Source organism: Streptomyces sp. NPDC102283 (assembly GCF_044766265.1).
In the GTDB taxonomy this organism is placed as follows: domain Bacteria; phylum Actinomycetota; class Actinomycetes; order Streptomycetales; family Streptomycetaceae; genus Streptomyces.
In genome coordinates this window covers 242098-257853 of record NZ_JBIWLQ010000002.1, presented here as the reverse complement: position 1 = coordinate 257853, position 15756 = coordinate 242098, and the positions used below count along the sequence as shown (strand labels likewise).

Here is a 15756-nt window from a genome sequence, read left to right as displayed (position 1 = left end):
CGCGGCCTTCGAAGGGACTGATCATGAAACAGCTGCTGCTCGACTTTCTCTGGTCCCACCTGCGCACGCTCGGCGCGTTCCGTGAATCCGGGCAGACTCCGGAGGCCGCACGGGAGTCGGCAGGCCTCGCGCCGGGGTACGGCGGCTGGTTCGACGAATGCCTGCGCGTCTTCGAGGGGGCCGGCTACATCGACCGGCGGGACGGCAGGATCCTGCTCGACGACGCCGTGCGGTATCGGCCGCTTGAGCAGCTGTGGCGCGAGTGGGAGACGAAGAAGCCCGCGTGGCGGAAAAATCCCGACCTCGCGGCCACCCACCTCCTGGTGGAGACCACCTTGCGTGCCTTACCCGACATCCTCGGCGGACGACGACCGGCCACCGACGTCATCTTCCCCGGGGGATCGCTGGAGCTGGTGCGGAACGCCTACGCGACCAACCCGGCGTCAGCGTTCTTCAACCAGGTGCTGGCCGCAGACCTGGTGGCGCGGCTGCGACGGCGGGCACAGGACCTGACGGCGGATGCCGCGCGAATACTGGAGATCGGCGCCGGCACGGGGGCCACGAGCGCCGTCGTCCTGGAGGCGCTGCGGTCCGCGCGGATGGACGTGCGCGAGTATCGCTACACCGACGTATCAAGGGCCTTCCTGAACCACGCGGAGCGTTCGTTCGGCGCGGCAAATCCTTCGCTGACCTGCGGAATCCTGGACATCGAGCGTCCGGTGGCGGATCAGGGCCTCACCCTCGGCGGGTACGACGTCGTGGTCGCCGCCAACGTTCTGCATGCCACCCGGGACATCCGCCACACCCTCCGTAACACCAAAGCGCTTCTCCGGCCCGGCGGACTGCTGGTCCTGAACGAGCTGACCGCGAACAACCTGCTCAGCCAGTTCTCGTTCGGTCTCCTCGACGGATGGTGGCGCTACGAGGACCCGCATCTGCGCATCCCGGGCAGCCCGCTGCTCTCCACGGCGCACTGGCGGCACGTCCTGAAGCAGGAGGGATTCCGCGCGATCACCCTGCCGGCGCAGGAGGCCGACGATCTGGGACAGCAGATCATCGTGGCCGAGAGCGACGGCGTCATACGGCAGGCGACGGCCGTGCCGCGCCCGTCCGCGCCGCACGTGGCGCCGGTGCGCGAGAGTGCGGCGCGGGCCGTGGCCGACCGCAGCGCCGGGAGCGAGCCCGGAGGCCGGCTGCGCGCCCACATCGAGGCTGTCGCGCTCGATGTGCTGGCAGAGGCGCTGGACATTCCGCGGACGAGGATCGGGCGGGGCGAGCCCTTCTCGAACTACGGGCTCGATTCGATCTTCGCGGTGAACGTGGCCCGGACCCTCGGCGGGACGCTCGGCATCGACCTCGACATCACTGTGCTGTTCGAGCACAACACCCTGGCCGAGCTGGGCGAGTTCATTGTCTCCGAATACGCCGAGGATCTGCGGGACGTGCTTCCGCCGGAGTCCGCACCGCCGGGCCGGGCACCCGATCCCGTGAAGCCTCGACCTCGGTCTGAGCCCGACGAGACCGCGTTCGACGGCATGGCGATCGTCGGCATGTCCGCACGCTTCCCCGGGGCCGACGACGTCGACGAGTTCTGGCGGATCGTCGAGCAGGGCAGACGGTGCATCACCGCACCGCCGCAACAGCGTGTGGACTGGGCGGGCCACGGCGACGAGGCAGCCGCGTTGCGGGGAGGATTCCTCGACGGGGTGCATGAATTCGACCCTCTCTTCTTCCGTATGTCGATGACCGAGGCACGCCAGGTGACGCCGGAGCTGCGCCTGCTGTTGATGACGTCGTGGAACGCCGTCGAGGACGCGGGCTATCGGCCGGCCGAGCTGCGGAACCGGCCCACGGGTGTGTTCGTCGCCACGACGCAGAGCGAATACCGGCCCGCGGACATGGACCTGATGAGCCTGCCGTCGCCCGCGATGGTGCCGAACCGGATCTCGTACCTGCTCGACCTCAACGGCCCCAGCGAGCAGTGCGACACGACGTGCTCGTCCTCGTTCGTGGCCCTGCACCGGGCGATCCGATCCATCCGGGACGGCGAGTGCGAACAGGCGCTCGTCGGCGGGGTGAACCTGGTGATGTCGCCCGCGGGTTTCGGCGGAATGAGGGCCGCGGGGATGCTCAGCCCGCGCGGCGACGTCCGGCCGTTCCAGCAGGGCGCCGACGGAACAGCGCGCAGCGAGGGCGTCGCCGCCGTACTGATCAAACCACTGAGCCGGGCCATGGAGGACGGGGACTTCGTCCACTGCGTCGTGCGCGGCACCGGCGTGGCCCACGGCGGCAGGGGCGTGTCCTTCACGGCACCGAACATCAGGGGCATGAAGGCAGCCGTCGCGCACGCCTACGCCGACGCCGCGATCGATCCGGGCGCCGTGGACTACATCGAGACCCACGGCATGAGCTCGATGCTGGCCGACAGCGCGGAGCTGGCGGCGCTCGGCGCCGGATTCCGCAGCGAGGACGACAGCGAGGACGACAGCGAGGACGTGACGTATCTGGGCAACGTGAAGCCCTGCATCGGACACACGGAGGTGGTCTCCGGCCTGGCAGCGCTGGTGAAGACCGCGCAGGCGATGCGGCACGGCGTGATCCCGGCGCTCCCGGGCTTCGGCCGGCTGCACCGCGACCTCTCGCTCAAGGGGACGCGGCTGCGCATCGCCGAGCGGAACCTGCCGTGGCCCGAGCGCACCGACGACGCCGGCCGGCCGCTGCCGCGCCGCGCGAGCATGCACAGCTTCGGAATCGGCGGCGTGAACGCGCATGTCGTGCTGGAGCAGCACATCGCCTCCGCGAACCTGGACGACGACCCGGGTCCGCAGGTCCTCGTGCTCTCCGCGCGGAGCGTCGACGCTCTGCGCGAGCGGGCGCGCCGGCTGATGCCTCGGCTCGCCGAAGCGGATCCGCGCTCCTGGGCGGACATCGCGTACACGTTGCAGGTCGGCCGCGAAGCGATGAGCTGCCGGCTGGCGTTCGTGGCGCAGAGCACGGACGAGGCCGCTCGCACCCTGGGCGGCTGGCTCGACGGCGACCCGGACACGCACGCCCACGTGGCGTTCGCCGACGGTGTCGATGCTGCTGTCGGCGCCGAGCACGACGGGAAGCCGACGCGGCTCGACCACGTGCCGGAACACTGGGCCGCGGGCACGCTCATGGACTGGGACCTGATGCGTAACGGCGCTCGACGCAGGCGGATCGCGCTGCCCGGGTACCCCTTCGCACGTCTGGCCTGTTTCGCCGAGCAGGTGCCACCGGCGGATCAGGCCTCGCACACAGGCGTCGGCCCTCCGGACGGCGAAGCCTTCGTCGCCGACCTCGTCGCCTCGGTGCTGGGCCTGCCGCGCCACGAGATCGACGGCACGAGGTCGCTCGCCGACTACGGCCTCAACTCCCTTCTTCTGGTCGCGATGCTGGGCCGGATCAGCCATGTGTTCCCGGGTTTCCAGCCTGACTGGTGGCAGCCGCACGACACGTTGAACGACGTGGTCGCGAGGCTGCCCGAGGTGCGGGCCCGCTCCACGCGCGGGCCGGCCCCGGAGCTGGTGCGCCTCAACGGCGCGAACGGGGGCAGGCCGGTCTTCTGGATCCACGGCGCCCTCGCGGGCGTCGAGTCCTACCGCACGATCGCCGAGCGGATCGAGCGCCCGTTCTACGGCATCCAGGCCCGTGGCCTGCTGAGCGAGGACGCGCCGATCGAGGGCCTCACGGCCATGGCCGAGTACTACACCGAGGTCATCCGCTCGGTGCAGCCCGAGGGACCGTACGACGTCGGCGGATTCTGCCTCGGCGGCATCGTCGCCTATGAGGTCACCCGGCGGCTGCAGGCACAGGGCCAGGACGTGGCCTCGCTGACGATGGTGGACTCGCCGGACGAGACGGGTCTGGCGAAGTCGAACGCGAACGGCTTCCAGTCGGCGCGGAGCGCGGCTCTCCAGGTCGTCAATTCCCTGCTCTGGCCGGCGGGGGAGAAGGACCCGGCGGTCCTGCGTGCCCGTCTCGTCCACCGGGACGAGGTCGCGGAGGACCTGGACGAGGACTCCTTCGTCACCCGGCTCGCGGAGCTGGCGGCCGAGCGCGGGCTCGCCATGAGACCTGCCCAGATCGTGCGGTTCGTCAGACGCAACATGGCGATCCAGCTCGCCTACCGGCTAGGCGAGCACACCATCAGGCCTCTGCCGCGGCCGGAAGCCGTGGTGTGCACCTACTTCCACAACCGGCGCGGGCTCTTCCTGGGCGAGGCCGAACCCTACTTCCAGATCGCCGGTGAGACCTTCTCCCTCGACCACGTCAACTACCAGCAGGACTGGGGGCGCGAGCTGCCGGGTCTTCGCCTGGTGGAGATCGACGCCGCGAACCACATGACGATCCTGAACGACGCGGAGCCGCTCGCCGCGATCGAGGAGACATGCCTGGCGCTCTACGCGCCCGACGAGATCGGGGCTTCCCGTGGCTGACCGTACCGCCGCCCGGACGTACGACCGCCACGAGCCGGTGGCCATCGTCGGCATCGGATGCCGACTGCCGGCACGGATCGAGGATCCGGCCGCACTCTGGCAGGCTCTGCTCAAGGGTGTCGACGCGGTGCGACAAGTGCCGGCCAACCGGTGGAACGCCACCGCATGGGCCGACGCGGAGGCGTCCGGCTCGGCGGCGAACCGTCGAGGTGGATTCCTCGACGACGTCACGGGATTCGACGCGGAGTACTTCGGCATCCCATCGGCCGAGGCACGGCAGATGGACCCGCAACAGCGGATCGCCCTGGAGGTCGCGTGCGCCGCGGTGGAGGACGCGCGCCGGTCCACGGCGAGTCTCGCGGGCACGCGCACCGGCGTCTTCATGGGCGCGATGTGGCAGGAGTACCCGCTGTTCACTCAGGGCGCCGCCGAGGCGATCCACGCCCACTCGGCCATCGGCTGGGACAACTCGGTGATCCCGTCCCGCATCGCCTACGCGCTGGGGCTGCGCGGCCCCGCGATGGGCGTGGCGACCGCGTCGAGCTCCTCCTTGGTCGCGGTGCACCTCGCCGTGCAGAGCCTGCGCTCCGGCGAGTCGGACTTCGCACTGGCCGGCGGCGTCAACCTGATGCTGCATCCGAACACCTCGGTGGCCCTGACGAAACTCGGCACCCAGAGCCCCGCCGGTCTGTCCCGGGCCTTCGACGGCGACGGCGACGGCTACGCCCGGGGCGAGGGCTGCGCGGTGGTCGTGCTGCGTCGGCTGTCCGACGCGCTCGCAGACGGCGACCGCGTCTACGCGCTGGTGCACGGCAGCGCCGTCAACAACGACGGTGCGACGGACGGACTGACCGCCCCCGGCCACCAGGCGCAGACGGAGGTGCTGCGGTCGGCGTGGCAGAACGCCGGCGTCGCGCCGGGTGCGGTCTCGTACGTCGAGGCGCACGGGACAGGCACGCCCCTGGGCGACGTGACGGAGGCGGGCGCGCTCGGCACCGTGTTCGGGCCCGACCGGCCCGCACCGCTGCGCATCGGCTCCGCGAAGACGAACTTCGGCCATCTGGAGCCGGCGGCCGGCGTGCTCGGGCTCGTCAAGGCCGCGCTGGCGGTGCACCACGGCGTCATTCCGCCGAGCCTGCACTTCCGCACACCGAACCCGCGCATCGACTTCCCCGCCCAACGTCTGGAAGTGGTCACCGAGGCAGCCGCGTGGCCCGCCGGGCCGCGGTTCGCGGGGGTGAGCAGCTTCGGATACGGCGGCACCAACGCGCATGTCGCCCTCGGCGAGGCGCCAGAGGGCGACGCGGTACCGGCCGCACCGGAGGCGGGCGGTCCGGTCTGCCTGCCGGTGTCCGGCACGAGCCCGCACGCGCTCGCGCGCAACGCCGCACGGCTGGCGAACCACCTCGGGCAGCCCGGGCCGAGACTGTCCGACGTCGCCCACTCGCTGGCGACGACCCGCACGCACCACCCCACGCGCGGCGTGGTGATCGCCCGCACGACGGACGAGGCGGTGGCCGGTCTGCGGGCGCTCGCCGCGGACGAGAGCCACGAGGCAGTGGTGACGGGCGCGGCTGCCGGTCGCGGCCGCGTCGCGTTCGTCTTCCCCGGCCAGGGCGCCCAGTGGTGGGGGATGGGCCGGTCGCTGTGGGAGCAGAACGACGCGTTCCGCGAGGCCGTGACGGCCTGCGACGAGGCCCTCGCCCCGCACACCGGGTTCTCGGTCGCCGGGGTCGTCCGGGGGCAGGACGGTCTCGCGCCGCCCTTCACGCGCACGGACGTGGTGCAGCCGGCGCTGTTCGCGATGTATGTCGGCCTGGCCGCGATGTGGCGGGCCTGGGGCGTCGAGCCCGCGGCGGTCGTCGGCCACAGCCAGGGTGAGGTGGCCGCGGCGGTCGTCAGCGGGGCGTTGAGCCTGGCGGACGGCGCTCGCATCGTGGCGCTGCGCGCTCGGGCCGTGCACGACCACGCGCCGGACGGGGCGATGGGGCTCGTGGAGCGTCCGGTGGGCGAAGTCACCGAGGAGCTGGCGGCCTACGGCGAGGCGCTGTCCGTCGCGGTGGTGAACACCGCGCGATCGACCGTCGTGGCCGGTGACGCCGAGGCGGTGGACCACTTCCTCGCGCGGATGGAGGCCACCGGCGCGTACTGCCAGCGCGTGGACGTGGACTACGCGTCGCACAGCCCGCACATGGATGCGCTGCTGCCCGCGCTGCGCGAGCAGCTCACGGGCCTGGCCCCCGCGGACGCGGGCATCGCCTTCTATTCGAGCGTGACGGGGGAGCGCGCAGCGGGGCCGGAGCTCGACGCGGACTACTGGTGCCGCAACCTGCGCCGGCCGGTGCGCTTCGACCGCGCGCTGGAGCGCCTGCGAGCGGACGGGTTCGGGACCTTCGTCGAGGTGAGTCCGCATCCGGTGCTCCAGATAGCCCTGGCGCAGGGAACCGAAGCCGACGGGGCGGCCGTCGTGGTGGGCAGCCTGCGCCGCGATCACGGCGGTGTCGAACGGGCGCTGCGGGCTCTGGCGGAGCTGCACACCCAAGGGGTCCCCGTACCGTGGAAGCGTGTGTTCCCTGCCTCGGACACGCGCAGGGCGGACCTTCCGACGTACGCGTTCGAACGGCGCAGCTACTGGCTGGACGAACACGACGACGCGATCCCGGTCGTCACCAGTGGCTCGTGGCGCGAGGACGTGACGGCGCTGCCCGAACCCGAGCGCCCGGGGTCAGTGGTCGCACTCGTCACGGAGGAGGCCGCGGCCCTGCTCGGCCGGCCCGCGGAGGACGTGCGCCCCGACATGACGCTGCGCGAGCAGGGTTTCGACTCCCTCATGGTGGTCGAACTGCGCAACCGGCTCAGCGCACGGACACGTATCCCCCTGCCCACCGTGCTCGCCTTCGACTACCCCACGCCGCGAGCCATCGCGACCCTGTTGCTGACGCACGCCGAAGCGCGGTACGAGGCCCCGGAAGCCCCGCCCACCGTCGCCGCGGCACCCGTGCGGCCCGACGATGACGACCCCGTCGTGATCGTGTCCATGGCCTGCCGGCTCCCGGACGGAATCGACACGCCCGAAGCGTTCTGGGAACTGCTCGTCGACGGCCGCGAAGCCTCCTCTCCGTTCCCGCAGCGCTGGGACGGGTGGGATCTCAGCACGATCGAGGAGGCGGAGCGCGCCGCCACCGGCAGGCGTTTCGAGCGCAAGGGCGGTTTCGTACGCGACGTCGAGGACTTCGACGCGGCGTTCTTCGGGCTCAGCCCGCGTGAGGCGCTGTCCCTGGAACCGCAGCAGCGGCTCGTTCTGGAAGTCGTATGGGAGGCACTGGAGCGGGCCAATCTGCGCACCGCGTCCCTCGAAGGCAGCAACACCGGCGTCTACCTCGGCGCGATGAGTTCGGACTACGACGTAGCCCGGCGCTGGGACGTCGGGAGCAGCGACGGCTACAAGATCACTGGCAACGGGTCGAGCCTGATCTCCGGGCGGGTGTCCTACACACTCGGCCTGTCCGGGCCGGCGCTCACCGTCGACACCGCGTGCAGCTCGTCGCTCGTGGCCCTGCGTCTGGCGTGCGAGGCGCTGCGCAGCGGCGAGTGCGACCTGGCGCTCGCCGGCGGAGTGACCGTGATGAGCACCCCGCAGATCTTCGTCGAGTTCAGCCGCCTCAACGGGCTCGCGGCCGACGGCCGCTGCAAGAGCTTCGCCGACGACGCCGACGGGACGAGCTGGGCGGAAGGCTGCGGCGTCCTGGTGCTCAAGCGGTTGTCGGACGCGAGGCGCGACGGTGACCGTGTGCTCGCCGTCGTTCGGGGCACCGCCATGAACCAGGACGGCCGCAGTCAGGGGCTCACCGCGCCGAACGGCCTCGCGCAGCAGCGCGTGCTCCGGAGTGCCCTGGCCGACGGGGGACTGGCCCCGGCCGACATCGACGCCGTCGAAGCGCACGCCACGGGCACCGTGCTCGGCGACCCCATCGAGGCCGGTGCCCTTGCCGCCGTGTTCTCGGGCCGCGTGCGACCCCTGCACCTGGGATCGGCCAAGTCCAACATCGGCCATGCCCAGGCGGCCTCCGGCGTCATCGGCGTCATCAAGATGGTCATGGCGCTCCAGCACGAGTCGCTGCCCCGCACGCTCCACGCGGAGAGGCCGAACACCCGGATCGACTGGACCGGCGGCGAACTGGAACTCCTGCGGCAGCCGAGGAAGTGGCCGCGGACCCGGCGGGTGCGTCGTGCCGGCATCAGCTCCTTCGGCATCAGTGGCACGAACACGCACGTCATCATCGAAGAAGCACCGGAGACCGTCGTCGCGGACCGGCCCGGCCCCGGTCTCGTCCACCCGTTGGTGATCTCGGGCACCGACGCGGCCGCCCTGCGTGCGCAGGCCCGGCACTGGGCCGAGTGGCTCGACGCGCGGCCCGCCGCGTCGATGCGGGACATCGCCTACACCTCCGCCGTCGGCCGTACGCACTTCGACGCGCGCGCCGTGGTCTTCGCGGACAACGCCAGGGACGCCGCCGAAGCCCTGCGGGCGGTCGAGCCCGGCTCCGGCACGGCGCCGGGGGAGATCGTCTTCGTATTCGGCGGCCAGGACGCGCAGCCGCCAGGGACGGAGAGTCAACTGCTGGAGCAGAGCGCGGTGTTCCGCGACACCGTGGCGGCGTGCGACGCGGTCCTGACGCCGTTGACCGGCTGGTCCGTGCTGAAGGTGCTGCGCGGCGAGGAGGACGTCAACGGTCCGGACGTGCTGCCGTGCACGCTGTTCGCGACCTACCTCGGACGTGCGGCGCTGTGGCGCAGTTGGGGTGTGGAGCCGGCGGCGGTGGTGGGCGACGCGCAGGGCGAGGTCGCCGCCGCCGTGGTGTGCGGGGCGTTGAGCCTGGAGGAGGGCGCCCGCGTCATCGCCCGTCAGGCTCGCGCGCGCTCGGGGGACGCGGTCGGCGGTGCGATTTCAGGGATCGTCCCTGCCCGGACTTCCCTCCCCTTCCGTTCGCGCCTGACGGGCGAGGTCGTGCCGGGTCCGGAGCTCGGCGGCGACTACTGGTTCCGCGACCTGCCGGAGACGGAAACGGAAACGGAGACGGAAACGGAGCCGGAGCCGGAGCCGGAGTCCATGGGGCTCGACCGCGCGCTGGAGCGGCTGCGCGGCGAGGGCTTCGGCGTGTTCGTCGAGGTCGGCCCACCCTCCGAAGGCGCCTCGGACGGCGTGGACCAGCTCTGGCGAGCGGCCGCCACGCTGTTCGAGCGAGGCTTCCCCCTGGACTGGGAGCGGGTCCTCGGCTCCGGTGGCGCCGGCAAGGTCGACATCCCGACGTACGCGTTCCAACGCCGACGCTTCTGGCTCGGCGAACTTCCGGCCGGGCCCGTCGCGGTGCCGGCAGGCCGGTCCGCGGCCGGCCACCCGTGGTTCGACGCGGTCACGACGCTCGCCGGCAGCGGCGGTCACCTGTTCAGCGGCCGGCTGTCGCTCGACGACGGCCCGTGGCTGGCCGATCACGTCGTCGGCGGGCGGGTCTACGTGCCGGGCGCGGGTCTGATCGACGCCGCGCTGTTCGCCGCCCGGACCGCGGGTGCCGACGCCGTGGCAGACCTGACGCTGCTGGAGCCGGTCGTGCTCCTTCCGGGCCGCGCGCTGCGGATCCAGGCCACCGTCGGCGATCCGGACGCGCACGGACGACGCCCCTTCGCGTTCCACAGCCAACCCGAGGACACGGACGAGCCGCTGAGCTGGCAGCAGCACGTGACCGCGGAGTGCGTGACCCGCGCGAGCGTCGACGTCACGATGCCGCCGGACATCGACAACTGGCCGGTGCCCGATGCCCGGGCCCTCGACATCGAAGCCTTCTACGGACGCGCCCTCGCGAACGGGCTCGACTACGGCCCGGCCTTCCGAGGGCTGCGCGAACTCGCCTGCCGCGACGGCGTCTACTACGCGCGGGTGTCCCTGCCGGACGCGCTGGACCCGGCCGGCCACGGCCTGCATCCGTCGCTGTTCGACGCGGCACTCCAGGTCGTCGTCGCCGGTCTGATGGAGGCGGGTGCGGCTCCCGGGCCGCTCGTCCCGTTCATCTGGTCGGACGTCGAGCTGTTTCGTGCCGCAGCCGAAGAACTGACCGTACGCGTGTCGTTCGAAACCGGCGGAGACGAGGACCTCGCGCCGGCAACCGTATGGCTGGCCGACCCGGCAGGCCACCTGGTGGCCCGCATCGGCGGGCTGAAGTTCCAGCCCGGCAGGCATCGCGGACACCCGTTCGCCGAGCACCTCTACCGCGTCGGCTTCGTACGCGTGGACCCCGTGGCCGACACCTTCGACCCTGCGGGCACCCTCGTGGTCGGCGACGCGGAGTTGGGCGCGGGGCTCGGCGCCGACGTCGTACCCGACCTGGACGCCCTCGTGAAGCGGCTCGATGTCCGGGCGGATGCGCCTCGGCGACTGCTGTTCGCGCTGCCCGGCCGCGCGTCCGCCCCGTGGCACGACGCGGAACGGAGCGCCGCCGAAGCGCTGCGGACGCTTCAGGTGTGCCTCGGCGATGCCCGGCTCCGGGACGCGGAGCTCGTCTGGATCACCCGTGACGCAGTGGCATCGAACCCTGACGACCAGGTAGGGAACTGGGCCCATGCCGCGGTGTGGGGCATGGTGCGCACGGCCCGCACGGAACAACCCGAGCGCGTCCTGCGCCTGATCGACCTCGATCCCGCTACCCCGGACTTCCGGCTCCTGGCGCGGGTGATCGAGACCGGCGGCGAGCCGGAGTGCGTGCTGCGCGGGGAGAGTGCCCGCGTACCACGAGCAAGGCCGACCGTCGAGGAGGTCGAGGCGCTCGTCCTGCCGGTCGACGGCAGCTGGCACGTGCGTCAGCGGGAGGACGATCAGCTGGACGTCATCGCCGCCACGTACGACGGGGGCGCGCCGGAACCGCTCGCGCCATCAGAAGTCGGCGTCGAGGTGCGCGCCGCCGGGATGAGCGCGGGGCACGCACCGATCCTGGAGTTCGCGGGGATCGTCAGGGAGGCCGGCAGCGGCGTCACCTCCGTGCACGCGGGTGACCGGGTCACGGGCAGTGCGGCGGGCGTGCTCGGCGATCGGATCCGCGTGGACGGCGCCACCCTCAGGCCGATGCCCGCGAACCTCACCTTCGCACAGGCGGCCGCTGATCCGTCCGCGCCCACTCCGGGGCAGGACACGGGGGCGTTCACCGCCTTCGACGTACGCGACGCGCCGTACGCCCTGCGCCACGCGCAGCTCAAGCCCGCGCACAAGACCGTGCTGACCTTGCCACGCGCCCTGGAGCCGGACGGCACGGTGCTGATCACCGGCGGTCTCGGCGAGCTCGGCGGCGCGCTCGCCGCACACCTGGTCCGCGTTCACGGAGCGCGGCGGCTCGTGCTGCTGTCGCGGCGCGGTGGCAACGCCCCCGAAGCAGGCTCGTTCGTGCGGGAGCTCGAAGCCGCGGGCGCCGAGCGAGTGGACCTGGTCGCGGGCGACGTCGCGGACCGGGCCGCGGTGGCTGCGGTACTGGAAGGGATCCACCCGAGCCATCCCCTCACGGCCGTGTTCCACCTCGCCGGCGTGCTCGACGACGGCCTGGTGGAGGGCTTCACCGCGGAGCGGCTGCACCGGGTGATGGCTCCCAAGGTCCAGGGAGCGCGCCTGCTGGACGAGTTGACCGAGCGGCTGGACCTGGCCGCGTTCGTCCTCTTCTCCTCGGCGGCCGGAACGCTGGGCACCGCGGGACAGAGCGGGTACGCCGCGGCGAACGCGACGTTGGACGCCCTGGCGGCGAACCGACGCAAGCGGGGTCTGGCGGGACTCAGCCTCGCTTTCGGGCTCTGGGAACAGTCCGGAGTGGGCATGACCGCCCACCTCGGCAAGGCCGAGCTGGGGCGCCTGCGGCGTCAGGGGATCGGTGCCCTGACCTTGGCCGAGGGACTGAACGCCCTGGATGTCGCACTCGCGCGGCCCGAGACCCAGCTGATGCCCGCGCGCCTGGAACTGGCATCGTTGCGGCACGCGCTCGGCGATGCGGAGGCGCCTCCCGTGCTGCGCGACATGCTGGAGCGCACAACCGAGGGGCGCCGAGCCGAAGTTTCCGGGACCGCACAGTCGCTCGATACGCGGATGGCGGACGCCTCCGAAGCCGAACGGCCGGCTCTGCTGCTGGACCTCGTCCGCAGCGAGGTCGCCGACGTGCTCGGCCTGCCCGGGCCCGACAGCGTGCCGGCCGACAGAGCACTGCGTTCCCTCGGGATCGACTCGCTCACCATGGTCCAGTTGCGCAAGCGCCTCGCCAAGCGCCTGGACACCACGCTGCCCGCCACCCTGGTGTTCGACTACCCGACCGCCGAAGCCATCGCCGGGCTCCTGCTCCACGACCCCACCACTCCGAGAGGGAACGAGAAGTGAAGACAGAGGCCCTGTTCATCGCGGGTACCGCGACCTACCTGCCCCCGGCGACCAAGGTCGGACAAGCCGTCGCCGACGGCCGGTTCGACGCCCAGGACGCCGAGGACACGCAGCTCGAGTCGGTCTGCGAGGCCACGGACGAAGCTCCGCCCGAGATGGCGGTGGCCGCTGCCAAAGACGCTCTGGACAGGTCGGGTCACCGGGCCGAGGACATCGCGCTGCTGCTGCACGCCTGCGTGTACTTCCAGGGCCTGGAGCTCTACCCGACGGCTTCCTACATCCACCGGGAAGTGCTCGGGGACCATTCGGCGCTCGCCTTCGAGGTCAAGAACGCTTCCAACGGCTGCATGACCGCGTTGGACATCGCGGCCCGCTCCCTCGCGGCCACCGACGACGTGGCGGCGCTGGTGACCACCGCCGACAAGGTCGGTCCGCCGGTGATCGACCGCTGGAACAGCGACATCGGCATCGTCCCCGGTGACGGTGCGTCGGCGATGGTGCTCAGCAAGAGGTCCGGGTTCGCACAGGTGCTGAGCACCTCCACGGTGTCGGACCCCACCCTTGAGCGCCTGCATCGCGGCGACGCGCCCTTCACGCCTCACCACGACCCCACGTTCCCCATCGACCTGCGTCTGCGCAAACTGCAGTACCTGGGAGACGTGGAGCTCGACGAGTTCACCCGCCGCTTCCGGGCCGGCCTCGGCGACTGCGTCGATCGGGCCCTGCGCGACGCGGACATCCGGCTGGGCGACGTCGCCCGGTTCGTTGTTCCGCACTTCGGACGCATCGTGCTGCAGCGCGAGGTCCTCGCCGCACTCGACGTCGACCTCGATCTCACGACCTGGTCCTGGGGGCGCACCGTCGGTCACCTCGGCGCGGGCGACCAGATCGCCGGACTGAACCACCTCGTGGAGGAGCGCGCCGTCGACGTCGGCGACCTCTGCGTGCTGCTCGGTGTCGGCGCCGGCTTCACCTGGACGTGCGCCGTGGTCCGGATCACCGAGCTCCCTCAGTGGCCGGTGCCGCGGGCCGGGTTCGACCTCGGAGGCGGGCGGATCTGATGCGCTGCTACGTGTTCCCGGGACAGGGAACCCAGAAGAAGGGGATGGGGCGAAGCCTGTTCGGAAGGTTCCCCGACCTCCGTGGCCGCGCCGACCGGGTGCTCGGATACCCGATCGCAGAGCTCTGTCTGGAGAATCCGGAACGACGGCTGTCCGAGACCGTGTACGCGCAGCCCGCGATCTACGTCGTCAACGCGCTGCACTGGTCAGCGGCGCGGGAGGAGCTGCCACCAGCGGACTTTCTCGCGGGCCACAGCCTCGGCGAGTACAGCGCACTGTTCGCGGCCGGCGCCTTCGACTTCGAAACCGGCCTGACGCTGGTGCGACGCCGTGCGGAACTGATGAGCCAGGTCAGTGGCGGTGCGATGGCCGCGGTCGTCGGTGTCTCCGAGCAGATCGTCGAGGAGACCCTGAAGCGGCACGACGCCACCGGCGTCGTCATCGCCAACTACAACGCGCCCGACCAGTTCGTGCTCTCCGGCAGCCGCGAGGAACTGGCGCGGATCAGGTCGGTCTTCGAGAAGGTGGAGGGTGTCCGAGGCTTCGTCCCGATCCGCGTCAGCGGACCCTTCCACGCGCCGGCGATGGCCCCGGCCGCCGCGCGCTTCCGGGACCTGCTGGCCTCGGTCGATGTGGGCGAACTGCGGACACCGGTCATCTCCAACGTGACCGGCCGACCGTTCGGCCCCGACGCGCGGGAAGTCCGCGAACTGCTCGCCGAGCAGATCACCGAGCCCGTCCGCTGGACCGACTGCATCCGGTATCTGCGAGGCGCGGGCGTGTCGGTCTTCACGGAACTGGGCGAATCGAAGGTGCTCACCTCGCTCATCGACCGGATCACCACCGCGCAGGAGCCCGTGCAAGAACCCGTGCGGGAGCCCGCACCCGACCCCCGCCGGGACCTGATCGAGCGCATCAAGCGCGAGATCCTCCGGCCGGAGATCGGCGACGAGGCGCTGGGCTTCGACGAGGACGCGTCGTTCCGGCAGCTCGGCCTGAACTCCATCATCTACGTGCGTCTGGCCCGCCGGGCAGGGACGGTCCTCGGCGTTCCGATCAAGCCGGACGTCATCTTCCAGCACCGTTCCTGCGCCGCCCTGGCGGACCATCTCCTGACCCGCGACGACATCGACCACACAGCGCCCGAGGCCCCACCCGCAGCGCCCGAGGCCCCACCCGCGCCCCTGCGTGAATACCAGGACGAACGGGTGACGGCCCTGCTGCGCGACTGCGCGAACGGGACCCTCGCCGTGGACCGGACCATCGGGGCGATCCGCGCCCTCGCGTGACGAGCGCCGATCGCGCCGTTACCTCGTCCTGCCGTAGGGGAAGCGCACGTTCAGGGGTGAACTCGGCCACCCTCTGGAAGGGTGCACCGCCGCGACCGAGAACGAGAAGGTGTGGCTCGTCCGGTACGGCGCCAACAGTCCGTCCGGCACGTGTCTGACGCGGATCACTCCGGCCACCGGTGAGGTGTCCAGCCATGTCAGCCCTGTGTCGCGACCCGACGGATTCACCGTCCGTGGCAACCGCGCCGTTTTCACCCGCCGGGATCACAACAGACGGACCGTCGAGCCCACCCGCGCTGAGTACCACGGCACCGCATGGACGGTCACCAGCCGCAGCCGCCTTCGGGTGCCGGGCCGCGTTGTCCTGCGCTGCGGGCAGGGACGCGACGGCCGTCTCTGGCTCCGTACGGCAATACCTGGCTGCGCATCGACGCATGAGCGCTTCCTGCACCACTCCGGCCGGCTCAACGTGTCTCGGGAAGTCAGCAGTGCTGCGTGAATACTTCCGCGTGACCGTGTGAGTCCGTCCGTTCCGGTAGGCGCCC

4 protein-coding genes are annotated in these 15756 nt (G+C 71.7%); all 4 read left to right on the top strand.

Annotation, left to right across the window (positions count from 1 at the left end):
- The first annotated feature begins 23 nt into the window (after positions 1-23).
- The 4 genes from ACIRJT_RS05590 to fabD are packed head-to-tail and all read left to right on the top strand — an operon-like array spanning position 24 to position 15211.
- Complete coding sequence (locus ACIRJT_RS05590; RefSeq protein ID WP_403904906.1) at positions 24-4460, top strand: beta-ketoacyl synthase N-terminal-like domain-containing protein; 4437 nt, start codon at positions 24-26, stop codon at positions 4458-4460.
- The gene (locus ACIRJT_RS05585) at positions 4453-12861 is read left to right on the top strand and encodes a type I polyketide synthase (protein ID WP_403904904.1); all 8409 of its coding nucleotides are present in this window, start codon (positions 4453-4455) and stop codon (positions 12859-12861) included. The genes ACIRJT_RS05590 and ACIRJT_RS05585 overlap by 8 nt, the downstream gene beginning before the upstream one ends.
- Positions 12858-13922 carry a ketoacyl-ACP synthase III family protein gene (locus ACIRJT_RS05580; RefSeq protein WP_403904902.1) on the top strand — a complete coding sequence of 355 codons (1065 nt, stop codon included), beginning with the start codon at positions 12858-12860 and terminating at the stop codon, positions 13920-13922. The genes ACIRJT_RS05585 and ACIRJT_RS05580 overlap by 4 nt, the downstream gene beginning before the upstream one ends.
- On the top strand, positions 13922-15211 hold the full coding sequence (gene fabD / locus ACIRJT_RS05575) for an ACP S-malonyltransferase (protein WP_403904899.1): 1290 nt from the start codon (positions 13922-13924) through the stop codon (positions 15209-15211). Before ACIRJT_RS05580 ends, fabD begins: the two co-directional genes overlap by 1 nt.
- Positions 15212-15756 lie beyond the last annotated feature (545 nt).

Bases quoted from the DNA above. Each gene is read 5' to 3' on its own strand.
- ACIRJT_RS05590 (WP_403904906.1), top strand. From the start codon at position 24: ATGAAACAGCTGCTGCTCGACTTTCTCTGGTCCCACCTGCGCACGCTC.
- fabD (WP_403904899.1), top strand. From the start codon at position 13,922: ATGCGCTGCTACGTGTTCCCGGGACAGGGAACCCAGAAGAAGGGGATG.